Origin of the sequence: Lysobacter sp. FW306-1B-D06B, from assembly GCF_038446665.1 — a bacterium.
GTDB lineage: Bacteria > Pseudomonadota > Gammaproteobacteria > Xanthomonadales > Xanthomonadaceae > Lysobacter_J.
Window position 1 is genome coordinate 1,857,177 of sequence record NZ_CP151802.1, and the last position, 25,010, is coordinate 1,882,186.

22 protein-coding genes and 3 pseudogenes are annotated in these 25,010 nt (G+C 68.6%); 13 read left to right on the top strand and 12 right to left on the bottom strand.

Going from position 1 to position 25,010, the window contains the following annotated elements:
- Nucleotides 1-48: 48 nt before the first annotated feature.
- The 7 genes and pseudogenes from sufT (at nucleotide 49) to AAFF32_RS08610 (ending at nucleotide 9,925) form a co-directional block, all read left to right on the top strand.
- Nucleotides 49-606, top strand: coding sequence for a putative Fe-S cluster assembly protein SufT (gene sufT, locus AAFF32_RS08580; RefSeq protein ID WP_216959781.1), 558 nt, complete (start codon nucleotides 49-51; stop codon nucleotides 604-606).
- Nucleotides 607-1,089: 483 nt separating this feature from the next.
- Nucleotides 1,090-2,811, top strand: a pseudogene (locus AAFF32_RS08585) (S8 family peptidase); the annotation flags it as partial.
- Between the two features lie 132 nt (nucleotides 2,812-2,943).
- Nucleotides 2,944-3,171 (top strand): annotated as a pseudogene (locus AAFF32_RS08590) (proprotein convertase P-domain-containing protein); the annotation flags it as partial.
- A gap of 156 nt (nucleotides 3,172-3,327) precedes the next feature.
- Nucleotides 3,328-4,557 (top strand): annotated as a pseudogene (locus AAFF32_RS08595) (zinc-dependent metalloprotease); the annotation flags it as partial.
- Between the two features lie 132 nt (nucleotides 4,558-4,689).
- Nucleotides 4,690-4,917 carry a proprotein convertase P-domain-containing protein gene (locus AAFF32_RS08600; protein ID WP_342317258.1) on the top strand — a complete coding sequence of 76 codons (228 nt, stop codon included), beginning with the start codon at nucleotides 4,690-4,692 and terminating at the stop codon, nucleotides 4,915-4,917.
- A 264-nt stretch (nucleotides 4,918-5,181) separates the two neighbouring features.
- Complete coding sequence (locus tag AAFF32_RS08605) at nucleotides 5,182-7,164, top strand: S8 family serine peptidase (protein ID WP_342317259.1); 1,983 nt, start codon at nucleotides 5,182-5,184, stop codon at nucleotides 7,162-7,164.
- 385 nt (nucleotides 7,165-7,549) lie between these two features.
- The gene (locus tag AAFF32_RS08610) at nucleotides 7,550-9,925 is read left to right on the top strand and encodes a S8 family serine peptidase (RefSeq protein ID WP_342317072.1); all 2,376 of its coding nucleotides are present in this window, start codon (nucleotides 7,550-7,552) and stop codon (nucleotides 9,923-9,925) included.
- A gap of 68 nt (nucleotides 9,926-9,993) precedes the next feature.
- Here the strand turns inward: AAFF32_RS08610 and AAFF32_RS08615 are convergent, their stop codons facing one another.
- From AAFF32_RS08615 to wrbA, 3 genes are all read right to left on the bottom strand, one after another.
- Nucleotides 9,994-10,482, bottom strand: a complete 489-nt coding sequence (locus AAFF32_RS08615) for an asparaginase domain-containing protein (RefSeq protein WP_216959765.1) — start codon at nucleotides 10,480-10,482, stop codon at nucleotides 9,994-9,996.
- A gap of 62 nt (nucleotides 10,483-10,544) precedes the next feature.
- Nucleotides 10,545-10,874: a DUF2069 domain-containing protein gene (locus AAFF32_RS08620; RefSeq protein WP_216959763.1), complete on the bottom strand. Its 330-nt coding sequence runs from the start codon at nucleotides 10,872-10,874 to the stop codon at nucleotides 10,545-10,547.
- A complete protein-coding gene (gene wrbA / locus AAFF32_RS08625) occupies nucleotides 10,871-11,464 on the bottom strand; it encodes an NAD(P)H:quinone oxidoreductase (RefSeq protein ID WP_216959761.1) in 594 nt (197 codons plus the stop codon). The genes AAFF32_RS08620 and wrbA overlap by 4 nt, the downstream gene beginning before the upstream one ends.
- A 112-nt stretch (nucleotides 11,465-11,576) precedes the next feature.
- Here wrbA and AAFF32_RS08630 point away from each other — a divergent pair, with 112 nt between their 5' ends.
- Genes AAFF32_RS08630 through AAFF32_RS08640 form a run of 3 tightly spaced genes read left to right on the top strand, consistent with a single transcriptional unit; the run spans nucleotide 11,577 to nucleotide 13,712 of the window.
- Nucleotides 11,577-12,842 carry a YihY family inner membrane protein gene (locus tag AAFF32_RS08630; protein WP_216959759.1) on the top strand — a complete coding sequence of 422 codons (1,266 nt, stop codon included), beginning with the start codon at nucleotides 11,577-11,579 and terminating at the stop codon, nucleotides 12,840-12,842.
- A 1-nt stretch (nucleotide 12,843) separates the two neighbouring features.
- On the top strand, nucleotides 12,844-13,446 hold the full coding sequence (locus tag AAFF32_RS08635) for a TlpA disulfide reductase family protein (RefSeq protein WP_342317073.1): 603 nt from the start codon (nucleotides 12,844-12,846) through the stop codon (nucleotides 13,444-13,446).
- Nucleotides 13,443-13,712, top strand: a complete 270-nt coding sequence (locus tag AAFF32_RS08640) for an acylphosphatase (protein WP_216959755.1) — start codon at nucleotides 13,443-13,445, stop codon at nucleotides 13,710-13,712. The genes AAFF32_RS08635 and AAFF32_RS08640 overlap by 4 nt, the downstream gene beginning before the upstream one ends.
- A 15-nt stretch (nucleotides 13,713-13,727) precedes the next feature.
- Here AAFF32_RS08640 and AAFF32_RS08645 read toward each other — a convergent pair whose 3' ends face one another.
- From AAFF32_RS08645 to hemA, 9 genes are all read right to left on the bottom strand, one after another.
- The gene (locus AAFF32_RS08645; RefSeq protein ID WP_342317074.1) at nucleotides 13,728-14,237 is read right to left on the bottom strand and encodes a DUF695 domain-containing protein; all 510 of its coding nucleotides are present in this window, start codon (nucleotides 14,235-14,237) and stop codon (nucleotides 13,728-13,730) included.
- A 9-nt stretch (nucleotides 14,238-14,246) separates the two neighbouring features.
- Nucleotides 14,247-14,621: a hypothetical protein gene (locus AAFF32_RS08650; protein WP_216959750.1), complete on the bottom strand. Its 375-nt coding sequence runs from the start codon at nucleotides 14,619-14,621 to the stop codon at nucleotides 14,247-14,249.
- A gap of 148 nt (nucleotides 14,622-14,769) precedes the next feature.
- Nucleotides 14,770-15,546: a polyphosphate kinase 2 gene (gene ppk2 / locus AAFF32_RS08655; protein WP_216959748.1), complete on the bottom strand. Its 777-nt coding sequence runs from the start codon at nucleotides 15,544-15,546 to the stop codon at nucleotides 14,770-14,772.
- Nucleotides 15,546-15,935, bottom strand: coding sequence for a helix-turn-helix transcriptional regulator (locus tag AAFF32_RS08660; RefSeq protein ID WP_216959745.1), 390 nt, complete (start codon nucleotides 15,933-15,935; stop codon nucleotides 15,546-15,548). Before AAFF32_RS08660 ends, ppk2 begins: the two co-directional genes overlap by 1 nt.
- A 66-nt stretch (nucleotides 15,936-16,001) precedes the next feature.
- A complete protein-coding gene (gene moaB / locus AAFF32_RS08665) occupies nucleotides 16,002-16,523 on the bottom strand; it encodes a molybdenum cofactor biosynthesis protein B (RefSeq protein WP_342317075.1) in 522 nt (173 codons plus the stop codon).
- A gap of 9 nt (nucleotides 16,524-16,532) precedes the next feature.
- On the bottom strand, nucleotides 16,533-18,248 hold the full coding sequence (locus AAFF32_RS08670; RefSeq protein ID WP_342317076.1) for a UDP-N-acetylglucosamine-peptide N-acetylglucosaminyltransferase: 1,716 nt from the start codon (nucleotides 18,246-18,248) through the stop codon (nucleotides 16,533-16,535).
- Nucleotides 18,249-18,252: 4 nt separating this feature from the next.
- A complete protein-coding gene (locus AAFF32_RS08675; RefSeq protein ID WP_216959736.1) occupies nucleotides 18,253-19,050 on the bottom strand; it encodes a GNAT family N-acetyltransferase in 798 nt (265 codons plus the stop codon).
- Nucleotides 19,051-19,246: 196 nt separating this feature from the next.
- Entirely contained in the window at nucleotides 19,247-20,332 is a 1,086-nt protein-coding gene (prfA, locus tag AAFF32_RS08680; RefSeq protein ID WP_342317077.1) for a peptide chain release factor 1, read from the bottom strand.
- A 51-nt stretch (nucleotides 20,333-20,383) separates the two neighbouring features.
- A complete protein-coding gene (gene hemA / locus AAFF32_RS08685) occupies nucleotides 20,384-21,664 on the bottom strand; it encodes a glutamyl-tRNA reductase (RefSeq protein ID WP_216959732.1) in 1,281 nt (426 codons plus the stop codon).
- A 105-nt stretch (nucleotides 21,665-21,769) separates the two neighbouring features.
- On the opposite strand from hemA, the gene AAFF32_RS08690 reads away from it, so the two are divergent.
- From AAFF32_RS08690 to ispE, 3 genes are read left to right on the top strand one after another with little or no spacing between them, the layout of a single operon-like run.
- Complete coding sequence (locus AAFF32_RS08690) at nucleotides 21,770-23,461, top strand: tetratricopeptide repeat protein (protein ID WP_342317078.1); 1,692 nt, start codon at nucleotides 21,770-21,772, stop codon at nucleotides 23,459-23,461.
- On the top strand, nucleotides 23,461-24,099 hold the full coding sequence (lolB, locus tag AAFF32_RS08695) for a lipoprotein insertase outer membrane protein LolB (RefSeq protein ID WP_342317079.1): 639 nt from the start codon (nucleotides 23,461-23,463) through the stop codon (nucleotides 24,097-24,099). Before AAFF32_RS08690 ends, lolB begins: the two co-directional genes overlap by 1 nt.
- Nucleotides 24,096-25,001, top strand: a complete 906-nt coding sequence (gene ispE, locus AAFF32_RS08700; protein ID WP_342317080.1) for a 4-(cytidine 5'-diphospho)-2-C-methyl-D-erythritol kinase — start codon at nucleotides 24,096-24,098, stop codon at nucleotides 24,999-25,001. The genes lolB and ispE overlap by 4 nt, the downstream gene beginning before the upstream one ends.
- Nucleotides 25,002-25,010 lie beyond the last annotated feature (9 nt).

Sequence of the window (25,010 nt, forward strand, 5' to 3'; positions counted from 1 at the left end):
TAGAATGGCCGCACTTGTGCCGGGGCCCGGCACCCCAATCTTCCCGGCATGTATTCCCGCAGCAGCGAACCCGTCCGTTTCGAGCGCGATTGCGCCGTCGTCATGGTCCCGCAGGGCGAACAGGTCACGTTGCCCGCGGGCAGCGTGGGCTACATCACCCAGGGCCTTGGCGGCAGCTACACCGTGTTCGTCGAAGGCAACCTCTTCCGTGTCGCCGGCCGCGATGCCGATGCCATCGGCAAGGAAGCGCCCGAACCCCTGGAACTGCCCGAAGGCGCCGACGACGAGGCGGTCGAGCAGATGGTGTGGCGCCAGCTGCGCACCTGCTTCGACCCGGAGATCCCGATCAACGTGGTCGACCTGGGCCTGGTCTACGAGGCCCGCATCGCGCCGCATCCGGAAAAGCCCGGCCAGCGCCGCGTCGAAGTGCGCATGACCCTGACGGCCCCCGCCTGCGGCATGGGCGACATCCTGGTCGCCGACGTGCGCGACAAGCTGGAGATGATCCCGACGGTGGTGGAGGCCGATGTGGACCTGGTCTTCGACCCGCCGTGGAACCGCACGATGATGTCCGAGGCCGCGCGCCTGGAGACCGGGATGCTCTGAGCATCCCCGTGAAAACCGTTGTGCAGTGCACGAACGCCCCGCCCAGCGGGGCGTTTTCGTTGGTGTTGTCCACCGGGCGCAACTGTGACGGCCGTACCTGAACAGTGATGGCATCCACAAATGGGTGACTTTGCCAATCCTGTCGCGTCGATGGGTGGTGGGGCATCGGGTACACCTCGCGTTGTGTTGAGACGCGGCCGGCTCCGGTCGGCCGCGTGACCCCGCCGGTACCGGGCCGGAACGGGGGGCAAGGCCCGGCAACTGCGCTGGCAGGGTCGCGGAACAGGGGGCGGGCAACCGCCGAGACTCCGGAGTGCGTGATGCCGGGTTGTCGCAGCTTCTGCGGCACCGGAGGTGTCAGCTGGCAAAACGGTCGTCCGCCTCGACGCGGACGGCCGCACACAAGGCCCGTCACACGGTGCCCATCGGCGCCGGTAGGTAGGTCTTTCCATCACGCAGTCCCAACTTCGGGGGTTCCACCAGATGTCTGATCGCCGCATCCGCGCTCATGCGCTTTCCGTCGCAACCGCCATCGCCCTGTCGTCGGCGCTCGCCGCTCCGGCGCTTGCGCAGCAGGCCCGCGTCAATCTCTCGGGCCTGGACGCCGAGACGAAGAACGACCGCTTCATCGTCAAGTACAAGGACGGCAGCGCCGAACGCGCCAATGTCGCCACGCTGCAAAGTTCGCTGAGCACGGCCGCCGCCTCTTCGACGGGTCGCGGCAAGGCCCTGGGACTGAAGCATCTGCGTCGCATCGCCACCGGCGCCGACGTGGTGCGCGCCGACCGCAAGCTGGACCGCGTGGAGGCCGAGAGCCTCATGCGCCAGATCGCGGCCGATCCGAACGTCGAGTACGTCGAGGTCGACAAGATCAACAAGCCGCTGCTCACGCCCAACGACACGCGCTACAGCGAGCAATGGGGCTACTCCGGCACGTACGGCATCAAGGCCAACCAGGCCTGGGATGTCACCAACGGCGCAGGCGCGGTGGTCGCGGTGCTCGACACCGGCATCACCAACCACAGCGACCTCAACGCGAACGTGCTGCCGGGTTACGACTTCATCATCGACACCGCGGTGTCGAACGACGGCAACGGCCGCGACAGCGACGCCAGCGATCCGGGCGACTGGGTCAGCGCGAACCAATGCGGCGGCTCGCATGCCGCGCAAGGTTCCAGCTGGCACGGCACGCACGTGGCCGGCACTATCGCGGCGGTGACCAACAACGCCAAGGGCGTGGCCGGCGTGGCGTACGGCGCGAAGATCGTGCCGGTGCGCGTGCTGGGCACCTGCGGCGGTTACGACTCCGACATCGCCGACGCGATCATCTGGGCCTCCGGCGGCACCGTCAGCGGCGTGCCGGCCAATGCCAATCCGGCCGAAGTCATCAACCTCAGCCTCGGCGGCAGCGGCGCATGCGGCACCACGACGCAGAACGCGATCAACAGCGCGGTCGGCCGCGGCACCACGCTCGTCATCGCCGCGGGCAACGACAACGTCAACGTGTCCAACGCCTCGCCGGCGAACTGCAACAGCGTCATCGCCGTGGCGTCGATCACCAGCACCGGCGCACGTTCGAGCTTCTCCAACTACGGCTCGCTGATCGACATCGCCGCGCCGGGCTCGAACATCCTGTCCACGCTCAACAGCGGTTCGACCACGCCGGGCTCGGAAACCTACGCCAGCTACAACGGCACCTCGATGGCGACGCCGCACGTCGCGGGCGTGGTCGCGCTGCTGCAGGCCGTGGCGACCACGCCGAAGACGCCGGCGCAGGTGGAGGCGCTGATCAAGGCCAACGTCACCGCGTTCCCGTCGACGCCGTCGCAGCCGATCGGCCCGGGCATCCTCAACGCCAAGGCCGTGGTCGACGCCGCCAACGGCACCACGCCGCCGCCCACCGGCCAGCTGACCAACGGCACGCCGGTCACCGGCCTGTCGGGCAGTGCCGGCACGGAGCTGCGCTACACGCTGGTCGTGCCCTCCGGCGCCAGCGGGCTGAGCTTCGTCACCTCCGGCGGCAGCGGCGACGCGGACCTGTTCGTGAAGTTCGGCAGCGCGCCGACCACGACCAGCTACGACTGCAAGTCCGAAGGCAGCAGCAACGCCGAGACCTGCAACATCGCCACCGCACAGGCGGGCACGTACCACGTGCTGGTGCGCGGCTACTCGGCGTTCTCGGGCCTGAGCCTGACCGGCAGCTACACCACCGGCGGTGGCGGCACGCAGACCTACAGCAACGCCACCGACTACACGATCAGCGACAACGCCACCGTCGACAGCCCGATCACGGTGTCCGGCCGCAGCGGCAACGCGCCGACCAACGCCTCGGTCACCGTCGCCATCGTGCACACCTACCAGGGCGACCTGAAGGTGGACCTGGTCGCGCCCGACGGCAGCCTCTACAACGTGCACAACCGCACCGGCGGCAGCGCGGACAACGTCAACAAGACGGTGACGTTCAACCTGTCGAGCGAAGCGCTCAACGGCACGTGGAAGCTGCGCGTGAACGACAACGCATCGGGCGACACCGGCTACATCAACAGCTGGTCGGTGACGTTCTGATCTGAAGTTGTGACCAAACCCGCTCCCGGCACGCGCCGGGAGCGGGGATTTCCTGCCGCGGCGCACGGATCGGCGCAGCGCATCGCGTCCGATGCGCGTCGCGGGGAAGGACACCCATCCACGCAGGAGGACATACGTATGAACCGCAGGATTTCCATGCATTCGCGCGTGCTGGTCGCGACCGGCGCGCTGCTGCTGTGCGGCACCGCGATCTCCGCCGAGCCGCTGTTTCTGGGCCCGGCGCAGGTGCAGTCGGCCTCGGCCACCACCGCCGGCCGCCTGGCCGCCAACGCCACCACCACCTCGTTGCGCGCGCTGCGCACCAACCCCGCGGCGGTGAGCGAGAGCAACGCCGAGATCGGCCTCGACCTCGGCCTGCGCAACGTCAACGCCGTGCTCGAAAAGGCGCAGGCGCAGCCCGACGGCAGCCTGGTCTGGATCGGCCACGTTCGCGAAACAGCCAAGGCGCGCACGATGACCGCGCGCGAAGTGAAGCACGACGAGAACAACTCCGTGATCCTGGTGAGGCGGGGGCAGGGCATCACCGGCAACGTGCGCGTGAATGGCCAACTCTACCGCATCCGCCCGCTGCCCGACGGCAGCCACGCGGTGATCGAAGTCAACGAGCGGGCGATGCCGCCGGATCATCCCAGCGCCTTCGGTGATCTTCCGCAGATCAACATGGAACCGCCCGCCGGACGCGTCGGCGCGCTCGCCATCGATCCTGGCCCAACGGCGACGATCCGCGTGCTGGTCGTGGCGACCAGCGCCGCCGTCTCCGCCTACGGCGGCGACATGCAGGCGCTCGCGCAGCTGGCGGTGGCCGAGTCCAACCAGGGCTACGTCAACTCGAACGTCGGCATCAACCTGGAACTGGCAGGTTACAGCAGCGTCACCTACAACGACGTCGGCATGAGCACCGACCTGTCGCGCTTCCGCGGCACCAGCGACGGCTACATGGACACCATCCACGCGCTGCGTGACAGCAATGCGGCCGACGTTGCGGTGCTGATCGGCAATGACAGTTCCGCCTGCGGCCTGGCGTCGGGCATCGGCTCCAGCGCGACGACGGCGTTCGCGACCGCGTACTGGGATTGCGCCACGGGCTATTACTCGTTCGCGCACGAAATCGGCCACCTGCAGTCGGCACGGCATGATCCCGCGACCGATCCGAGCACCTCGCCCTACGCCTACGGCCACGGCTACCGCGCGCCCAACAACGCGTGGCGCACGATCATGGCCTACGACTGCACCAGCGGCTGCCCGCGCCTGAACTACTGGTCGAACCCGGACGTCACCTACCAGGGCGTCGCGATGGGCACGGCGGCCACCAGCCACAACCAGCGCGTGCTGGTGAACACCAAGGCGACCATCGCGGCCTTCCGCGGCGGCGGTGGTGGCGGCACGCAGACCTACAGCAACGCCACCGACTACACGATCAGCGACAACGCCACCGTCGACAGCCCGATCACGGTGTCCGGCCGCAGCGGCAACGGCCCGGCGAGCGCGTCGATCGCGGTGAACATCGTGCACACCTACCGCGGTGACCTGAAGGTCGACCTCGTCGCGCCCGACGGCACGCTCTACAACATCCACAACCGCACCGGCGGCAGCGCGGACAACCTCGTCGGCACCTATACGAAGAACCTGACGAGCGAGCCGCTCAACGGCACCTGGAAGCTGCGCGTGAACGACAACGCCGGCGGCGACACGGGCTACATCAACAGCTGGAGCATCACGTTCTGAAGGCGACTCCAGCAAGTCGCATGGCGCCCCGCTGAGGGGCGCCTTCTCGACGCGGCCGTGCAGGGCGGCCGCTGTCGATCGAGGTCCGTGGCGATCGCCCCCTTTCGCAGCCGCATTTGCGGCGGCGACGCCACCATCGTCGGTTGTCGCAGCGCGAGCGTCATGACGCCACGCCGCTTCGACCTTTCCCCGCCGCGCAACGCGGCATTGAATGGACTTATGGGGTGAATCGAGATGTCCTCACGCAACCTGTGCTCCAACCGCATGCGCCTGCATGCTCTGGCCACCGCGACCGCGGTGATCCTCTCGTGCGCCTGCGCGCCGGCCTTCGCCGCCGATCGCGTGGACTTGAGCGGCCTCGCATCGGCGCCGACGCACGACCGTTTCATCGTCAAGTACCGCGACGGCAGCGCGCCGCGCGCCAACGCCGCCAACATGAAGCGCGCGCTGGATGCCGCCGCTTCGTTGGGCGTGGGTGGCAAGGCCGTCGGCCTGCAACAGCTGCGCAGTCTGTCGGTCGGCGGTGAACTCGTGCGCGCCGATCGCAAGCTGGATCGCGCAGAAGCCGAACAGCTGATGCGCCAGATCGCCGCGGACCCCAACGTCGAATTCATCGAAGTCGACCGTCTGCTCCAGATCGCGCTCACGCCGAACGACCCGCGCTATCCCGAGCAATGGGGCTACCAGGACAGCGACGCAGGCATCCGCGCGAACGAAGCCTGGGACAGCGCCAGTGGCACGGGCGTGGTGGTCGCGGTGCTCGACACGGGCATTACCAGTCATAGCGACCTCAACGCGAATGTCATCGCCGGCTACGACTTCGTCAGCGATGCGACCGCCGCGCGCGATGGCAACGGCCGCGATTCCAATCCCGCCGACCAGGGCGACTGGTACAGCGCGGGCGAATGCGGGCAGATTGTCGGTTCCAATTCAAGCTGGCACGGCACGCATGTGGCCGGCACGGTCGCGGCGCGCACCAACAACGGCGTCGGCGTGGCCGGAACGGCGTTCAACGCACAGATCCAGCCCGTGCGCGTGCTGGCCAAGTGCGGCGGCAGCATTTCCGACATCGCCGATGCGATCACCTGGGCCTCGGGCGGCACGGTGAGCGGCGTTCCTGCGAATGCGACCCCGGCGGAAGTGATCAACCTCAGCCTGGGCGGCGGCGGTTCGTGCAGCGCGACGATGCAGAACGCGATCAACGGCGCTGTCAGCCGTGGCACCACGCTCGCCATCGCCGCGGGTAACAGCAACGCCAACACGTCCGGCTTCACACCGGCCAACTGCAACAACGTCATCGCCGTGGCGGCCATCACCAGCACCGGCCAGCGTTCCAGCTTCTCCAACTACGGCGCCTTGATCGACATCGCCGCGCCGGGTTCGAGCATCCTGTCCACGCTCAACGCCGGCACCACGACGCCGGGCGCGGAGAGCTACGCCAGCTACAACGGCACGTCGATGGCGGCACCGCACGTGGCCGGCGTGATCGCGCTGCTGCAGTCGGTGGCGGCGACGCCTAAAACGCCGGCGGAAGTGGAGCAGATCATCAAGACGAACTTCCGTCCGTTCCCGGTCACGCCGTCGCAGACGATCGGCCCGGGCATCCTCGACGCCAAGGCGGTGGTCGACGCGGCCGGCGGTGGTGGCGGAAACACGCCGCCGACGGCGAACTTCAGCTTCACCACCAGCGGCCTTACGGCGACCTTCACCGACAGCTCCAGCGATACCGACGGCAGCATCGTCTCGCGCAGCTGGAACTTCGGCGACGGCACCACGTCGACCGCGACGAGTCCGAGCAAGACCTACGCCTCGGCCGGCACGTACACGGTCACGCTCACCGTTACCGACGACGATGGCGCGACGAACACGAAGACCTCGTCGGTCACGGTGGGAAGCACCGGAGGTCCGCAGACGTACACCAACGGCACCGACTTCCCGATCAACGACAACGCCACGGTGGAAAGCCCGATCTCCGTCTCCGGCCGCACCGGCAACGCGCCGACCAACGCATCGGTCAGCGTGAACATCGTGCACACCTATCGCGGCGACCTGCGCGTGGATCTGGTCGCGCCCGATGGCAGCGTCTACAACCTGCACAACCGCACCGGCGGAAGCGCGGACAACCTCGTGCAGACGTACTCGCGCAATCTGTCGACCGAGGCGCTCAATGGCACTTGGCGGTTGCGTGTGAACGACAACGCCAGCCTGGATACGGGCTACATCAACAGTTGGTCGATCACGTTCTGACGGCTATAAAAGCAATTTCGAGTTTGGTACGGGGCCCCGGCGGAAACGTCGGGGCCCCTGTTTTTTAGGCGCTTTTTTGAGAAGTAGTGTGCACCGGGCTGATACATATTCGCCTTCTCTCGGGACCATGGCGCGGGGAAGATCGACGCGTTCGTCTATCAATGCCCCGCATTGAATCATCAGGGGGGGCTTCCGGTCTTGAGAGATGGTTGCATGGGCCAGTGCATCGCGAAGACGCGATGACGCAGGGGCTGGTTCCCATGCTGTTGCGACCCATGCCTCCCGATCCGGTTCGTTCCCAGACATGGCGGGGAGTCCGGTTGTCCAGAAGGAAGGAGTCCGCAAGATGCACGGTCGTTCCCGTAGTTCCCTTTGCACGCGTTTGATGGCGATCGCCATCGTGGCGGCGTGGCCATCGTTATCGACGGCAACTGCGCTCGCGCAGGCGCGTGTCGATGTCTCGGGCCTCGAGTCCGGCGCGACCTATGAGCGCTTCATCGTGAAGTATCGGGATGGAAGTCCCGAAGCCATGAGCGCCGCATCACGCGAGCGCGCGCTCTCCACCGCTGCAGCGCGCAGCACGCGTGGCACAGCGGTGGGCCTGTCACAATTGCGACGCACGGCCCTGGGCGCGGACGTGGTCGTCACCCGCAACAGGCTCGACCGGGTCGAAGCGGAAGGGCTGATGCGCCAGATCGCCGCCGATCCGAACGTCGAGTACGTCGAGGTCGACCGCCTCAACTATCCGACCCTGACCCCCAACGACCCCAACTACAGCCTGCAGTGGGGTTACTCCGGAACGTACGGCATCCGCGCCAACGTCGCGTGGGATGTGACCCAGGGAGCGGGATCGGTGGTCGCGGTGCTGGACACCGGCATCACCAGTCACAGCGACCTCAACGCCAACGTGCTGCCGGGCTATGACTTCGTCACCGACATCACCATGGCAAATGACGGCAACGGGCGCGATGCCAACGCCAGCGACCCGGGCGACTGGGTGGCGGCGAATTCGTGCGGTTACGCGCATGCGGCACGGAACTCCAGCTGGCACGGAACCCACGTCGCCGGAACCATCGCCGCCGTCACGAACAACGGGAAGGGCGTGGCTGGCGTAGCGCCCGCGGCGAAGATCCTTCCCGTGCGCGTGCTGGGCAAGTGCGGTGGCTATACGTCCGACATCGCCGATGGCATCGTCTGGGCCTCCGGTGGCACGGTCGCGGGCGTACCGGCCAACGCCAATCCCGCCGAAGTCATCAACATGAGCCTCGGCGGCACCGCCGCATGCGGTGCTACGTACCAGAACGCGATCAACAGCGCCGTTAGCCGCGGAACCACGGTGGTCGTGTCCGCGGGCAACTCGAACGCCGATGCGTCCACTGCAACCCCGGCAAACTGCAACAACGTGATCGCGGTGGCAGCCACCACCAGCGCCGGTGTGCGATCGAGCTTCTCCAACCATGGTTCGCTGGTCGATATCGCCGCGCCGGGCTCGGACATCCTGTCCACCCTCAACAGCGGTACAACCGCACCGGGGACCGAGTCCTACGCCACCTACCTAGGCACGTCGATGGCAGCGCCCCATGTGTCGGGCGTGGTGGCTCTGATGCAGGCGGCGTCTGCGACGCCGAAGACGCCGGCGCAGATCGAAGCCATCCTCAAGAGCACCGCCACGCCGTTCGCCTCGATACAGTCGCCGGCAATCGGCCCCGGCATCGTCAACGCGCGGCTCGCGGTGGACACAGTGCATCCGCCGGTGGTGCCGCCGGTGTTGCCGTCTGTCGTCGCGCTCGTCAAGGGTGTGCCCGTCACAGGGATTCTTGCTCCTGCTGGCGATGAGCGACTTTTCACGTTCAATGTTCCGGCCGGTGCGACCAACCTGACATTCAAGCTGTCCGGCGGCGCCGGCGACGCGGACATGTACGTCAAGTTTGGCGACTGGCCCACGACCACGAGCTTCGACTGCAGGCCCTACCAGAGTGGAAACAACGAAACCTGCTCGTTCGCCACACCGCAGCCGGGTACGTACTTGGTCAAGGTCAGGGCCTACTCCGCGTTCTCGGGCGCGAGTCTGGTAGCCGACTACGTCCTGCCCGTCACCTCCACGACTTTGAACAAGGGCGTGCCTGTCACCGGGCTGTCGGCGGCTGCCGGTACTGAACGCAAGTACACGTTCGCCGTTCCGGCCGGCGCGAGCAACCTGACGTTCAAGCTCTCTGGTGGCACAGGCGACGCGGACATGTACGTCAAGTTCGGCAGTGCCCCCACCACCACGATTTACGACTGCAGGCCGTACCTGGGCGGCAACAATGAAACGTGCACCTTCGCCGCGCCGCAGGCGGGTACCTACCACGTCATGGTCAGGGCGTACTCCGCCTTCTCCGGGGCGAGCTTGGTGGCCGACTATGCCGCGGCGCCCAGCGCCGTGACCTATTCCAACGCCACCCGCTACAACATCCTCGACTTGACGACCATCGAGAGCCCGATCGTCGTGTCGGGTCGCAGCGGTAACGCGTCGGCGAGCACGCCGGTCACGGTCAACATCATCCACACGTACCAGGGCGATCTGAAGGTGGACCTGGTGGCGCCCAACGGCACGCTGTACAACCTGCACAACCGAACCGGGTACAGCACGGACAACGTGCAGAAGACGGTGACGCTGAACCTGTCGGCACATCCGCTCAACGGCACGTGGAAGCTGCGCGTCTACGACGGCGCGGGCGGCGACACGGGGTACCTGCAGAACTGGTCGATCCGCTTCTGATCGACGCCGAGCACCAATCAATGCCCGCTCCTTCGGGGGCGGGCATTGTCGTGTGAAGGGTTAGCGACTCAGCCGATCGGCTCGAAGCGATTCGCCGCGACGTTCTTGCGCACTTCCAGTGGATTCCAGATGCGGCCGTTCATGGCGATGTACACGCCCGGCGGCAGCGACTGCACGGCACCGACCGCGCAGCCGACGTTGAACTCCGCGTCCGAGCCGCGGAAGCGCGCCGGGCTCAGCGCGCCGGTGAGGACGATCGTCTTGCCCTCCAGGCTGGCGAGCACCTTGGCCGTTTCCACCATGGTGTCGGTGCCGTGGGTCAGCAATACGTGCTTGACCGGCTGGGCGGCGATGGTCGCGCGGATCAGCTCGCGGTCGTCGGCGGTGATGTGCAGCGAATCCTTGCGCAGGATCGGGATCACGTTGAACTGGAATGCGACGCCCAGCTCACGCAGGATGCCGCCGATCTGCGGTTCGCCGATCTGGTAATCCGACTTGTCGTCGAAGTAGATCTTGTCGATCGTGCCGCCGGTGGTGACGATGCAGAGCTGGTCCATCGTGGAATGCGCGCGCGTGGAAGACGGCCGAAATTATACCGGCCGCACCGCCGCCCGCGCCCTCAGCCCTTGCGCGCGAACCGCGCCCGCAGGCCGGGCAGGCTCGCGGAGAAGACCACCACGATGGCCAGCACGACCTCGGTCAGGGCGAAGCCGCGTTCGGCCGGGCGCGACCAGGCCACCATCACGCCATGGCTGAACCACGCCAGGGCCAGCACACCGGCCCAGAACGACGCCGCGCGCATCCGGCGCAGCACGCCGGCGGCCAGGGCCAGCGGCGGCAGGGCGAACACCAGCAGTTCGGCGACGGGCGAGGCATCCGCCGCGAACCACGCGATGAACAACGCGGTCAAGGCGAGCAGGGCGATGACCAGCACGTGTCGCGCGTTCATGCCGCCACCTTCGCCACCAGCGTCGCCAGCCGGCGGCCGAGCGCGCGCGCCAGCTGCGCCTCTTCATCGGTCGGCTGCGGGTCGTCGTCGTTGCCGGCCACGTGCGAGGCGCCGTAGGGCGTGCCGCCGCTGCGCGTGGTGCTCAGCGCGGGCTCGGTATAGGGAATGCCCATCAACACGCAGCCGTGGTGCAGCAGGGGCACCATCATCGTCAGCAGAGTGGATTCCTGGCCGCCATGCATGGTCGCGGTGGAGGTGAACACCGCCGCGGGCTTGCCCACCAGCGTGCCGCTGGTCCATTCGCCGACCAGGCCGTCGAGCCAGTGCTTCACCGGCGCGGCCATGTTGCCGAAGCGCGTCGGGCTGCCGAGCGCGAGTCCGGCGCATTCGACCAGATCGCGTGGTTCGACATACGGGGCACCGTCTTCCGGCACCGGCGGCGCGGCGGCCTGCGTGACAGCGGCCACGGGTGGCACGGTGCGGATGCGCGCGCTCACGCCCTCGACCTCGCCGATGCCGCGCGCAATCTGTCGCGCCAACCGTGCCACGGAACCGCCGCGGCTGTAGTAGAGCACCAGGATCTCGGGCATCGCGTCCTCCTTCAGGGCGCACAGGATAACGGCAACGCCGTGATGTGCAGGCACCGCCGGCCGCGGCGCGCCATGACCCCGCTACCTGCGCCCATCGGTTACCCTCCGGCGCATGGACCCGCTGGATACCTTGTACCGATGGAGCGAACGCGCGCGCGACCGCGCCCGCGTCGGCACCTTCTTCCGTTTCCTCGCGCGGCGTTTCCTCGAGGACAACCTGTTCCAGGCGGCGGGCGCGCTGGCCTACACGACGGTGTTCGCGCTGGTGCCGCTGTCGATGGTGGTCTTCGGCGTGCTGTCGGCGTTCCCGGTGTTCGGCGAATGGAGCGACAAGCTCAGCGACTACATCTTCTCCAACTTCGTGCCCAGTGCGGCGCGGTCGGTGGAGGCGTACCTGAAGCAGTTCTCGGCCAACGCAGGCCAGCTCACCGCCGCAGGCGTGATCGCGCTGGTGGTGTCGCTGCTGATCACGCTTAACGGCGTGGAGTCGGCGTTCAACCGGATCTGGCGGGTGAAGTCGGGGCGCCCGCGGATCGGACGTTTCCTCGTGTACTGGACGGTGCTGACCCTCGGCGCGCTGATGGCCGCCGCCAGCCTGGCGTTGTCGGCGAAGTTCTTCGCGATGTCGATGTTCGAAACCGAAGCCGGTCGAACGCTGCAGACCGCGATGCTGCGCCTGTCGCCGATGACGCTGGAGTTCCTCGCCTTCGCGGCCATCTACCGCGTCGTTCCGCATCGCACGATCCACTGGCGCCACGCCTTCGCCGGCGCGGCGCTGGCGGCGGTGTTGTTCGAAATCGTGAAGTGGGGCATCAGCCTGTACCTGGGCAACTTCGGCTCCTACTCGAAGATCTACGGCACGCTGGCCTTCGTGCCGATCTTCCTGCTGTGGATCTACATGAGCTGGGTGGCGATCCTGCTGGGCGCGTCGCTGGCCTCGTCGATGTCCGAGTTCCGCTATCAGCCCGTCGGCATGCGCCTGCCGCTGGGCTTCGAGATCTACGGCCTGCTGCGGCTGCTCGCGCGTTTCGACGAAGCGCGAAAGCACGGGCGCGGGCTGCACAGCGACCAGATCGAGAACCTGGAGCCCATGCTGACCGATGCGCTGGTGCAGCAGATGCTGGCGCAGCTGGACACGATCAACGTGGTGCGCCGTGCCGAGACCGGCGAATGGATACTCTCCCGCGATCTGGACGAACTCTCCCTGGCCGAGCTGTACGAAGCCTGCCAGTTGCGAATCCCCGTCGCCGAAGCGGTGCTGCCGTGCCGTGACGATTCCCTGGGGCGCTCGGCCATCGCCGCGCTCGACGAACTGCGCCTTCCCCTGCGCGAGCTGCTCAAGCGGCGCGCATCCTCCATCCATGCCGACGAGGTCTGACATGTCCAGCCGTGTGCCCACGGTTTCCCTCCTTGTCGTCGCGCTCGCTGCGGCGATGCTGCTTGCCGCGTGCAAGCAAAAGCCCGCCGACACCGACCTGGCCGCGCCGCAAACGCCCGCCGACACCGGCGCGCTGACCCTGCCGCAACCCGCCGAACAGCCGCGCACGGAAAGCGATGTCGACGTGCCCAAGCTCACCATCGCCACGGTCGATGGCCAGCAGTACGACTTGGCCGCGCGCCGGGGCAAGTGGGTGGTGGTGAACTTCTGGGCGACGTGGTGCAAGCCGTGCCTGAAGGAAATGCCCGAGTTGTCGGCGCTGGACGCGATGCGCGAGCACATCGAGGTCGTCGGCCTGGCCTACGAGGACATCACGCCGGACGACATGAAAGTGTTCCTGAAGCTGCACCCGGTGGTGTACCCGATCGCGGTGGTGGATACGTTCAACCCGCCGGCCGATTTCGCCACGCCGCGCGGATTGCCGATGACCTACCTGATCGCGCCGGACGGCAAGGTCGCCGACAAGTTCCTCGGTCCGATCACGGCCAAGGACATCGAAGCGGCGATCACGAAGGCCGGAGGGCCGAAGGCCGGGCAGTCGTGAGCGCGGCGCGCTTCATCGTCAGCGGCAAGGTGCAGGGCGTGTTCTTCCGCGCGTCCGCGCGCGAGGAAGCGCTGCGGCTGGGCCTGCGCGGCTGCGCGAAGAACCTGCCCGACGGCCGCGTCGAGGTGATCGCGGCAGGCGAGGAAACGGCCCTGGATGACCTCGCCGCCTGGCTGCGCGAAGGCCCGCCGATGGCGCGCGTGGACGATCTGGAACGCTTGCCCGCGCGCGATGAGGAAGTGGGCGAGGGCTTCACGACCGCGTGAGCGGTACGCGACGCTTCAACCCGCCAGGCCCGACAGCGTGCCTTCGTGCAGGTTCGTCCAGTCCGGGTCGCGTTCGGTGGTGACGTCGATCGGCAGGCGCACGTCGCCCTGCGGAATCGCCCGCAGTGCCCGCGCGAACGCACGTACGTCGGCGCCGTAGAACAACCATTGGCGATCGCCATCGTGCGTGATCACGGCGGCGAGCACGGCGGTCTGGTCCGGTTCGACCGCGGCGATGAGCCAATCCTCGAACACGCCCATCTGTTCGCTGGCCGTGCGGTCGGGCATGCCGGCCGCATTGGGCGCGTAGTGCCAGACCACCCGCATCAGGTGCGGGTAGGCGCTCACGTCGGGGTGTTCGCGAAAGTCCTCGCGGAAACGCAGGAACAGCGGATGCCCCTCGCATTCGCCTTCGGCCAGCGTCCAGCGATCGGCGGCGACGATCTGCGCCACCGTCATCGGCGTGGCGCCCGTGGCGGGCGACATCGGCAGGAGCATCAGCCCGACCAGCAGCAGATGCTTCATCGGCACGATTCAGGCCGAATCGCGTTGCAGCTGCGGCCAGCCTTCGCCGAGCGAATCCGACAGCCGTTGCCTGTGCACCCATTCGCCGCGCGTGTTGTACAGCAGGTAGAGCCCGATGGCGGTGCCCAGTGGAATCAGCGGCAGCATCATCACGCCCAGCACGGTGGATGCCGTGCGCGCCCACGATCGGCACTGCTCCGCGCCCGACGCGACGGCGAAGTGCACGGCGGCCAGCACCGCGAACGGCGCCGCCAGCGCCAACGCACCCAACAGCGGTGCCTGGCGTGTCATCAGGTAAGCGAAAATCGCGGCCATCACCGCGATGACGCAATGGATCCCGGCGACGGTGCGATGCGCGTGCGCCGCCCTGGCTTGCTGTTCCATGACGATCCCCCTTGGTCGTGCCCAGAACCTGCCGGTCGGCCGTGCCTACCCCAGCGCAGCCCGTCCCCAACCAGCCCCCACCGCACTGTATGGCCCTGCGAGGCTGCCGGTAAAGGCATCGGGCTGCCGGTCGTCGGGAGGCGCGGCCTCAGTCGCGCGTCGGCGCGATGGGCTTGAGTACCGTGTAGCGCTCCTTCCGGGGCTTTCCTTCCAGTGGCGGGAACTCGACCGTGTGCTCCGGCACGCGCTTGTCGGGCATGCGGTCGAGCAGATTCCGGATCAGCGCCAGGCGACCGCGCCGCTGGTCGTTGAACTCGACCAGCGTCCACGGCGCGTGCTCGGTGTGGGTGGCCTTGAGCATCGCTTCGCGGGCGCGGGTGTAGTCGTCGTAATGCTCGCGCGAGGCGACGTCGATGGGCGAGAGCTTCCAGCGCTTGAGCGGATCGAGCAGACGTTCGGCGAAGCGCTCCTCCTGCTTGGCCTGGTCGCAGCACAGCCAGTACTTGATCAGCACGATGCCGTCGTCCACCAGCAGTTGCTCGAACACCGGCGCCTGGCGCAGGAACGTGCGCACCTGCTCGGTGTCGGCATAGCCCATCACTTTCTCGACGCCGGCGCGGTTGTACCAGCTGCGGTCGAACAGCGCGATTTCGCCGGCACCCGGAAGGTGCGGCATGTAGCGCTGGAAATACCACTGGCCCATCTCGCGCTCGGTCGGGCGGGGCAGGGCGACGATGCGGCATTGGCGCGGGTTGAGGTGCTCGGCGATGGCGTCGATGGCGCCGCCCTTGCCGGCGGTGTCGCGACCTTCGAACAGCACTACCAGCCGCTTGCCGGTGTCGCTGAGCCAGCGCGCCATTTCGACGAGTTCGACCTGCAACGGCTCCAGCGCCGCGTCGTATTCCTTGCGCTTGAGCTTGGCCATCACCCGGCGCTCCGCCGGCGGCGTGGACGCGAGGCCGTGCCGGCCGCACTCGCCGATGCCGTGCGCTTGCGCGTGCCGGCCATGCTGCGCGCGACTTCCAGCAGCGCGCCCTGCTGGCGCGTGTCGAGCGCACGGTAGGCGGCGAGCAGGTCGTGTTCGCCCTGGGTGCGCGCGGGATCGAAGGTGCTGGCCAGTTCGGCGAGCAGTGCGCCGGCCGGTACGCCGAATGCGCGCGCCAGGGCGTCGAGCTGTTCGCGCCCGGGCAGCTTCTCGCCCTTGAGCCAGGCGCTGACCGTGGCGACGCCGGCGCGCGGGATCGCGGTGGCGATGTCGGCGGCGCTCATGCCGCTGGCTTTTGCGAGCAAACGCAGGGTGGTGTCCAGCGGCATGTCCTCACTCCATCACAGCGATGACGACGTGGTTGCGACGATGGCGCCGCGTCGGTGATGCGCGCGTCAGCGTTCGCGCAGGCGCGGGCGCAGCGTGGCCAGGTTGCAGGGCTTGGTGCGCGAATCCAGCTGCGCGTGGATGATCTTCTCCCACGCGGTGCGGCAGGCCGAGGTCGAGCCCGGCAGCGCGAACACGAACGTGCCGTTCGCCAGCCCCGCGAAGGCGCGCGACTGCAATGTCGAGGTGCCGATCTCGTCGAAGCTGACCGCACGGAACAGCTCGCCGAAGCCGGGCATTTCCTTGTCGAGCAGCGGCAGCAGCGCTTCGGGCGTGGAGTCGCGACCGGTGAAGCCGGTGCCGCCGGTGACCAGCACGCCATCGACGCCCTCGTCGGCGATCCAGCGCGAGACGACCGCGCGCAGCTGATAGCGGTCGTCGCGCAGCAGCGCGCGTTCGGCGAGGCGATGTCCGGCGTCGGTAAGCGCCTGCACGAGGTAATCGCCCGAGCTGTCCTCGGCCAGCGTGCGCGTGTCGGACACGGTAAGCACGCACAGGTTCAGCGGGATCAATTCTGCGGTGGCGGTCATGCGGGCAGCCTACTCCTTCACGTTGGGGGACGATGCCATGCGCTGCACGGCGTCGGTGAAATCTCGGGCGAAGCCGGCCATGTCGAACAGCCCACCTTCACGCCGACGTTGTGCCAGTTCCGCGCGCAGCGCCTGCAATGCCTGTGGATCGCGCGCCAGTGAAACCGCGCGGGCGACGAACGCTTCGTCGCTGTCGACGTTCATCGCCTGCATTCCCAGATGATGGTTGAGGCTGCCGGCCACGCGCGCGGCAAAGGTTTCGCCCGGTCGCGTCAGCACGGGACAGCCGGCCCACAGCGCGTCGGATGCGGTGGTGTGCGCGTTGTACGGTCCGGTGTCGAGGAACAGGTCGGCGTGCTGCAGGCGTGCCATGTAGTCGGCATGCGGCTGCTTGGGCATGAACACCAGGCGCTGCGGATCCACGCCCTGCGCCTGCGCGGCCGCGCGCAGGCGCGCATCGGCGCGGCCCGGGCCGGAGAGCAGCCACAGCACGCTGCCGGGAACGTCGCGCAGGACCGCGAACGCGCGCGCCATGCTGCGTGGATTGAGCTTGTAGCTGTTGTTGAAGCAGCACAGCACGACGCCGCCACCTTTGTGGTCGCGTTCGGGAAGCCCGCATTCCGTGCGCGAGGGCGGCGCGTGAATCGCCCGCGTCGTGTCGGACGGCTGGAAGCAGCGCGGCAATCGCACGATGTTCTCGCTGAAGTCGCGCGTCATCGACTCCGGCAACACGAAGCCATCGGCCAGCACGAGGTCGATCCATGGCGCGCCCGACGTGCCGGGATAGGCGAGCCAGTTCACCTGCACGCGCGCCGGACGCATCGCCAGCACTTCCGGCGTGCCGCCGCCGCCCCAGCCGCGCAGGTCGAACAGGACGTCGATGTCGGCTTCGCGGATGCGCTGTGCGATGCGCGCGTGCGGTTGCCGCGACACGTCGTGCAGCGTGTGCGCCGCGGCGTGCAGTCGACGGCGGATCGGGCTGCCGTCGTCTTCGTTCAGCGCGAACAGATGCAGGTCGAGTGAATCCAGTTCACGCAGTTGTTCGAACAGCGCGACCGTCAGTAACCCGGTCGGATGCGCGCCGAAGCCGTTGGAAAGGAAACCGACGCGCAGTCGTTCGCGATTTCGCGCCGGCGCGGGCGGCAAGGGGCGCGTCTGTCGTGCGATCTCGCCGGCGCGCAGACGCGCGCAGCGCAGTTGCTCCGCAGCGCTGGCGTCCTCGCTGAGGAAGGCGAAGGGTTCCACCGCGGCGGTGCCCCGGTTCACGGCCTCGCGCACCTGTGCGGCGAGGGCGTCGAGGTCGCGCCAGTCGCACAGGCGTCGCCGCCATGCCAGCAGGTACGCGGCGATCTGCGGTTCGTCCGGCGCCAGCGCATGCGCACGCGCGTAGGCGTCGGCGGCGGGTTCGGCTTCGCCGGTGTCTTCCAGCGCATGGCCGAGCCACACGGCGATGCCGGGATGGTCCGGCGCGTTGTCGGCGGCGGCGCGCAGGCTGGCGACGGCCTCCGCGCGGCGGCCCTGCATCCATTGCGCGCGGCCCAGCCGCGCCAGGGCTTCCGGATGGCCCGGGCGCAACGCGAGCGCGCGCCGCGCCGCCGCTTCGCCGGCGACGGCATCACCGTGGTCGAGTTCGTGCTCGGCCAGCAGGATCCAGGCGAAGCCGTCGCCCGGGTTGCGCTCCAGAGCGCGGCGCAGTTCGACGCGCGGATCGGCGGCGTGGTTCATCGGCTCAGGCGGCTTCGTAGAGCCACGCTTCCAGGCCGGATGCCAGGCGCACGCGTACGCGGCGATAGTCGCCGGCTTCGTAGGCGTCGGCGCGCTCCAGTTCGGCGCCGCTCAGGCGCAGCACCATGCCCGGCACGCGATCGGCGGCGTCGCCCGTCGCATGCACGACGGGATGTCGCACCACGCCGCTGGCGTCTACGGCGGCGGAATCGCGTTCTTCCAGCCAGTCCATGCGGTAACCCGGCAATGCGTCGGCCGTGCCGACGAAGCTGCGGCCGAACAGGCGGCGCTGCACGTCGACGTGTTGAAGCGTGCCGTAGGAGAAGACCAGCTCGTCGTGCGGCGCGAGTGCGGCCGGCGCGAACGACAGCGAGTACCACTGCGTCTGCGCTTCTTCCCATCCGGCCGCGCGGTACAGCGCGCGAGCGGTCGCGTTGTCCTGCGTGGTTTCCAGCGTGATTCCGACCGCGCCGTCGGCCCTGGCGAAATCCGCCGCCGCGTCCAGCAGCGCCTTGCCGACACCGCCGCGGCGCGCGTCGGCATCGACGTAAAGGTCGTTGAGGATCCACAGCCGCCCGGTGCGTACCGAGGAGAACGTCGGGTAGAGCTGGGTGAAACCGAGCGCCCGGCCGTCGTCGCTGGCCAGCAGGATCACCGATTCTTCCGTGAGCAGCCGCGCTTCGAGGAAACGACGGCCGCGCGCCTCGTCCGAGGGCTGTGCGTAGAAGCGGCGGTAGGCGTCGAACAGCGGGACGACCGTGTCGAGGTCGTCGAGGGTGACGCGCTTGATCGCGAGGGGCATCGGGGGTGTCCGGCTCGTAGGCTGCGGACGATTGTAGCTTTGTCGCACTTCCCTTCTCCGTGCGGAGGAACGGAGGCCGGAGGAGGGGGAACGGAACGAAGCGAGCGAACGCGCAGTGCATTACCACCGATGGTTTGGCGTAGTCGCTGCGTTGCCCCTCACCCCAACCCCTCTCCCGGTGGGAGAGGGGCTCGACTCAGGCTTCGTGTGTCAGCCGCGCCAGTTCGTCCGCCTGGTGCTCGTGCTGCAAGCGGCCGACCAGTTCGTCCATGTCGCCCTGGATCACGTTCGGCAGGTCGTACAAGGTGAGCCCTTCCACGCGGTGGTCGGTGATGCGGCCCTGCGGGAAGTTGTAGGTGCGGATGCGCTGGCTGCGGTCGCCGCTGCCGACCTGCAACTTGCGCGTGGCGGCCTGCGCGGCGGCGGCCTTGGCGGCCTGCGCTTCGGCCAGGATCGCGCTCAGGCGCTTCATCGCCTTGTCGCGGTTGGCGTGCTGGCTGCGTTCGGTCTGGCTTTCCACCACCACGCCACTGGGAACGTGGGTGATGCGGATCGCCGATTCGGTCTTGTTGACGTGCTGTCCGCCCGCGCCGCTGGAACGGAACGTGTCGACCTTCAGGTCGGCGGGATTGATCTGGATCGGCTCACCCTCGGCTTCCAGCGGGATGATCGCCACCGTCGCCGCCGAGGTATGGATACGGCCCTGCGATTCGGTTTCCGGTACGCGCTGCACGCGGTGTGTGCCCGATTCGAACTTCAAACGAGAGTACGCGCCGCGGCCTTCCACGCGCGCGATGACTTCCTTGAAGCCGCCGTGCTCGCCGGGGCTGCTGGATTCGATTTCGACCTTCCAGCCTTGCCGCTCCGCGTAGCGCGCGTACATGCGGAACAGGTCGCCGGCGAAGATCGCCGCTTCGTCGCCGCCGGTGCCGGCGCGCACTTCCAGGTAGAGATCGCCTTCGTCGCGCGTGTCCTTCGGGATGAGGTGCGCGAGCAGTTCGGCGTCCAGGCGCTCCAGGCGTTCGTGCGCGGCGGCGATTTCTTCCTGTGCGAGTCCGGCCAGCTCGGGATCCTCGCGCATCGCTTCGGCGGCGGCGAGGTCGGCCTTGGCCTGCGCTTCGGCCTTCAGCGCGTTGGCCACCGGTTCGAGCTGCGCGAACTCGCGCGAGAAGCGGCGGAAGCGGTCCGCGTCGGCGATCACGCCGGCGTCGGAGAGCAGGCGTTCGAGTTCCTCGCGGCGTTCGGCGAGGGCTTCCAGTTTGCGACGCAGGGTAGGGGTCATGGGCCGGAATGAGCGAAGGAAGGGAAGGCACCGCGGACGCGCACAGCGTCGCTAGGCCTCCCGGTCCTCGCCCGTTCCATTGGCGTCGTCGCGGGCGGCGAACAGCTTTTCCGCGGCGCGTCCGAGATCGGCATTGCCCGTCAGCGCGGCCTCGCGCAGCGCGACGGTCGGCGCGTGCAGCAGGCGATTGGTGAGCGTGTGCGCCAGGAAGTTCAGTACCTGCGCCGGGTCCTGCCCGGCGGCCAGTTGCTGCTGTGCTTTTGCCAGCACGTCGGTCTTCGCCGCCTCGCCGTGCGCGCGCAGGCGCTTGAGCGGTTCGGTGCGGGTGCTGGCGGCCAGGGTTTCGGTGAAGCGCGCGACCTGCATTTCGACGATCGCCTCGGCTTCCGTCGCTGCTTCGCGTCGGCTGCGGCGGTTGTCTTCGATGGCGCGTTCCAGGTCGTCGACGGTGTAGAGGAACACGTCCTTCAGCTCGGCCACGTCCGGCGCGATGTCGCGCGGCACGGCGAGGTCGAGCAGCAGCATCGGCCGATGCTTGCGCGGAGCCAGCGCGGCGGCGACCTGCGCGCGACCCAGGATCGGATCGCGGCTGGCCGTGGCGGAAATCACCACGTCCGCTTCGCCCAGGTGTTTGTCGATCTCGCTCAGCGGCAGGGCGAAACCGCCGTGGCGGCTGGCGAGTTCCTGCGCATGGGCGAGCGTGCGGTTGGCGACGAGCAGGCGCTTGGCGCGCGCCTGCACGAGATGGCGCGCGGCCAGTTCGATGGTTTCGCCGGCGCCGATCATCAGCACGGTGGAGTCTTCCAGACGCGCGAAGGACTCCTGCGCCAGACGCACGGCGGCAGAGGCGACCGACACCGGATTGGCGCCGATGCGCGTATCGGTGCGCGCGCGCTTGGCGGTGCTGAAGGCGTGCTGGAACAGGCGGTCGAGCTGGCTGCCCAGCGTGCCGGCACTGCGGGCGGTGGCCCAGGCGTCCTTCACCTGGCCCAGGATCTGCGGCTCGCCCAGCACCAGCGAGTCCAATCCGGTCGCGACGCGGAACAGGTGGCGGACGGCGTCGGCATCGCGGTGGCGGTAGAGGTAGGCATGCAGGTCGCCGACGTCGTCGGGGTGCGTGGCCAGCCAGTCGGCGAGCGCCTGGCCGTCGTCATGGGAAACGGCGTACAGCTCGGTGCGATTGCAGGTGGAGAGCAGGGCGACTTCGTGCACCTGCGGCAAGGTCTTCAAGGCATCCAGCGCGGCGGGGACCGTATCGGCCGAGAACGCCACGCGTTCGCGCAGGCTGACCGGCGCGGTCTGGTGATTGATGCCTAGTACGAACAAACTCATTGACGCCGGACTCTCATTCAGGTGCTTGCGATAAGCTGCTGGCTACCCGGAAGGCCGACATTCTACCGGCCCCGTCCCGTCCCGGCTTCCATCAGGCCCGTTCGAATGCCCGTTGCCTCGCGCACGCTCCGTCCCATCTGCGCCTCCCTCCTTGTCGCGGCCATTGCTTTCACGCCGCTGCTGGCCGCCGAGAAGGCGCCAGCACCCACCCCCGATCCCACGAGCGCGTCGCTGGAGGCGTTGCTGGCGGGCGAGTTCGCGCTGCAGTCCGGCCGTCTGGACGAGGCCGCACAGGCCTACCTGGACGCCGCCCGCGAAGCCGACGACGTGGCCCTGGCCGAGCGGGCGACCCGCATCGCCCTGCTCGCCAAGGACGACAAGCGTGCCGCGCAGGCGCTGGACCTGTGGCGCAAGCAGGGCGGCGAAGGGCTCAGCCTGTCCGCCGCCGAGGCGGTGCTGGCGATCCGTCGCGGCAACGAGCGCGCCGCCCGCAAGCACCTGACCGATCTGCTGCAGTCGCCCGGCGACGCCGGCTGGCGCCAGGCGCTGGGCGTGCTGTCCGGCGGCGCGCGCGACCCCAAGCAGGCCGCGCGCCTGCTGGAAAAGCTGATCGACGCCGACCGCATCCCCAACAAGCTGCAGGCCTGGCTGGCCTTCGGCGGACTGGCGCAGGGCCTGGAGCAGCCGGCGCTGGTGGAACGCATCGTCGGCGAAGTGGTCGAGCGTTTCCCGGGCGAGGCCCGCGTCGGCCTGCTGCGCGCCAGCCAACTGCGCGAAGCCGGCAAGACCGAAGAAGCCCGAAACCTGTTGGCGACGCTGGCCAACCAGGCCGGTGACGACGTCGAACTCCGTCGCGCCATCGCCGACGAATACCACCGCCTGGGCGACTACCCTGCCGCCGAGGACGTGCTGGCCAGGGGGCCGCAGGACGACCAGACCTACGCCCTGCGCGCGGCCCTGCTGGCGCAGGCCGAGGACAAATCCGCGCTGGCGCGGCTGTACGAGGAGCTGCGCGCCAAATCCAGCGATCCGGACCCGCAGCGCCGCCTGCTGCTGGGCCAGATCGCCGAGTTCCTGGACCGTTTCGACGAAGCGCTGGCCTGGTACCGCGGCGTGCCCGGCGGCGGGCAGCGGTTGTCGGCGCGGCTTCGCGCGGCGAACGTGCTGCACGAACTCGATCGCGACGAAGAAGCCTACCGCTCGCTGCGCGAATTGCAGGCCGACGCCTCCGTCGACGACGAAGCGCGCCGCGACGCTTATCTGTTGGAAGCCTCGCTGCGCTCCAAGGACAAGGACGCGACCGGCGAGATGGACGCGTACGCGCGCGGCCTGGCGGCGTTCCCGGACGATCCGGAAGTGCTCTACGCCCGCGCGCTGAGCTGGGAGCGTCGCGACGACGTCCCGCGCGCGGAAGCCGATCTGCGCAAGATCCTCGTAGCCGAGCCCGACAATGTCGCCGCGCTCAATGCCCTGGGATACACGCTCGCCGATCGCACCACCCGTTACCAGGAAGCGCTGCAACTGATCGAACGCGCGCGCACCGCCGAGCCCGACAACGCCGCGATCATCGACAGCTACGGCTGGGTGCTCTATCGACTGGGCCGCAAGGAAGAGGCGCTGGTGGAGCTGCGTCGCGCGCTGACCCTGCAGAAGGACGCGGAAATCGCCGCGCACCTGGGTGAAGTGCTGTGGGATCTGGGTCGCAAGGACGAAGCGCGCAAGTACTTCGAACAGGCGCGCAAGATCGACCCCGACAACCGCTCGCTCAAGCGCGCGCTGGAGAAGATCGGCGAATGATGCGTGCTTCGGCTTTCCTCGCGCCTGTCCTGGCGACGTTGCTGTTGGCGGGCTGCGTCTCCCAGCCGACGCGCGCGCCGCAGGTCCTCGTCGACGAAGCACGCGCACAGGCGCAGGACCAGGTTCGCGCGAACCTGCGCGACTGGTCGCTGTCGGGCCGCATCGCCGTTTCCAACGGCAAGCAGGGCGGCAGCGGGCGGATCGACTGGCAGCAGTCGAACGACCGCTTCACCGTCTCCCTGAGCGCACCCGTGACGCGCCAGAGCTGGCGCCTCAGCGGCGACGATCGCGGCGCGCGGCTGGAGGGCATCGAAGGCGGTCCGCGCGCGAGCGACGACGTCGAAGCCATGCTGGTGCAGACCACCGGCTGGAACATCCCCGTGCGGGCGCTGGCCGACTGGGTTCGGGGCGTGGGCGCCGATGCCGATCGCTATGGCCCGGCCCAGATCGTCTACGGCGCCGGCGACCGCCCGGTCCGGCTGGTCCAGGCCGGCTGGACCATTGATTACGCCGAATGGCAGGTGGAGCCGGCCGAGCCCGCCTCGACGCCGGTCCTGCCCGCGCGCCTCACCGCCACCCGGGGCGAGGCGAAGGTGCGACTGATCGTCGATACCTGGTCGCCGGGCGAAACCCCGTGACTGCGTCGGGCCTGCGGGGCGCGGCGTGGTCGACCTGGCCGGCGCCGGCCAAGCTGAACCTCTTCCTGCGGATCACCGGCCGCCGCCAGGACGGTTACCACCTGTTGCAGACGGTGTTCAGGATCCTCGAATGGGGCGACACCCTTCGCCTGCGGGTCCGCGAGGGCGGGCAGGTGCGCCGGGCCGGGCCCTCTGTGCCCGGCGTGGAAGAGGCGGACGACCTCACGGTTCGTGCTGCGAACATGCTCAAAGATGCCGCCAATTGCAGCCTTGGTGCCGATATCGTCATCGAAAAGCGCATTCCGGCGGGCGGCGGCTTCGGCGGTGGCTCGTCGGATGCGGCGACCGTGCTCGTCGCCCTGAATGCGCTATGGAGCACGGGCCTGGATCTGGACGCCCTGGCGGCTCTGGCCCTGGAACTGGGCGCCGACGTGCCCGTCTTCGTCCGCGGTGAGAATGCGTGGGCCGAGGGGATCGGCGAGCGCCTCGCAACGATGCCGCTCGCGCCGGCGTGGTACGTGCTGGCCGATCCGGGCGTGCACGCTCCCACGGCGACTTTGTTCAAGTCCCCTGAATTGACGCGTGATGCCCCTCCCGCGACAATGTCGGACTTCGTTTCGGGTGTGCCGCTCGGGAATGCGTTCGAGCCGGTGCTGCGCGCGCGCGAGCCAGCCGTCGAGGCCGTGTTCGCTGCGCTGTCGCAGGTCGGTTCACCGCGCCTGACCGGCTCCGGCAGCGGTTGCTTCGTCGAATTCGCCACACGCGAAGCCGCCGAAGCGGCGCTGGCTGCATTGCCGACCTGGCTTCGTGCCTGGGTGGCGGAAGGGGCTCACGCCTCCCCGCTGCATCGTGCACTGGCGGACTGGGCGAAGCAGGCAACAACCGCAACACCGGCTCCCTGACGGGAACCA

Bases quoted from the DNA above. Each gene is read 5' to 3' on its own strand.
- hemA (WP_216959732.1), bottom strand. From the start codon at position 21,664: ATGAGTTTGTTCGTACTAGGCATCAATCACCAGACCGCGCCGGTCAGC.
- AAFF32_RS08635 (WP_342317073.1), top strand. From the start codon at position 12,844: ATGTCCAGCCGTGTGCCCACGGTTTCCCTCCTTGTCGTCGCGCTCGCT.
- AAFF32_RS08620 (WP_216959763.1), bottom strand. From the start codon at position 10,874: ATGAACGCGCGACACGTGCTGGTCATCGCCCTGCTCGCCTTGACCGCG.
- wrbA (WP_216959761.1), bottom strand. From the start codon at position 11,464: ATGCCCGAGATCCTGGTGCTCTACTACAGCCGCGGCGGTTCCGTGGCA.
- lolB (WP_342317079.1), top strand. From the start codon at position 23,461: ATGCGTGCTTCGGCTTTCCTCGCGCCTGTCCTGGCGACGTTGCTGTTG.
- AAFF32_RS08660 (WP_216959745.1), bottom strand. From the start codon at position 15,935: ATGCCGCTGGACACCACCCTGCGTTTGCTCGCAAAAGCCAGCGGCATG.
- prfA (WP_342317077.1), bottom strand. From the start codon at position 20,332: ATGACCCCTACCCTGCGTCGCAAACTGGAAGCCCTCGCCGAACGCCGC.
- AAFF32_RS08605 (WP_342317259.1), top strand. From the start codon at position 5,182: ATGCGCCTGCATGCTCTGGCCACCGCGACCGCGGTGATCCTCTCGTGC.
- AAFF32_RS08650 (WP_216959750.1), bottom strand. From the start codon at position 14,621: ATGGAACAGCAAGCCAGGGCGGCGCACGCGCATCGCACCGTCGCCGGG.
- AAFF32_RS08645 (WP_342317074.1), bottom strand. From the start codon at position 14,237: ATGAAGCATCTGCTGCTGGTCGGGCTGATGCTCCTGCCGATGTCGCCC.
- moaB (WP_342317075.1), bottom strand. From the start codon at position 16,523: ATGACCGCCACCGCAGAATTGATCCCGCTGAACCTGTGCGTGCTTACC.
- sufT (WP_216959781.1), top strand. From the start codon at position 49: ATGTATTCCCGCAGCAGCGAACCCGTCCGTTTCGAGCGCGATTGCGCC.
- AAFF32_RS08690 (WP_342317078.1), top strand. From the start codon at position 21,770: ATGCCCGTTGCCTCGCGCACGCTCCGTCCCATCTGCGCCTCCCTCCTT.
- AAFF32_RS08610 (WP_342317072.1), top strand. From the start codon at position 7,550: ATGGCGATCGCCATCGTGGCGGCGTGGCCATCGTTATCGACGGCAACT.
- AAFF32_RS08675 (WP_216959736.1), bottom strand. From the start codon at position 19,050: ATGCCCCTCGCGATCAAGCGCGTCACCCTCGACGACCTCGACACGGTC.
- AAFF32_RS08615 (WP_216959765.1), bottom strand. From the start codon at position 10,482: ATGGACCAGCTCTGCATCGTCACCACCGGCGGCACGATCGACAAGATC.
- ppk2 (WP_216959748.1), bottom strand. From the start codon at position 15,546: ATGGCCAAGCTCAAGCGCAAGGAATACGACGCGGCGCTGGAGCCGTTG.
- AAFF32_RS08670 (WP_342317076.1), bottom strand. From the start codon at position 18,248: ATGAACCACGCCGCCGATCCGCGCGTCGAACTGCGCCGCGCTCTGGAG.
- AAFF32_RS08630 (WP_216959759.1), top strand. From the start codon at position 11,577: ATGGACCCGCTGGATACCTTGTACCGATGGAGCGAACGCGCGCGCGAC.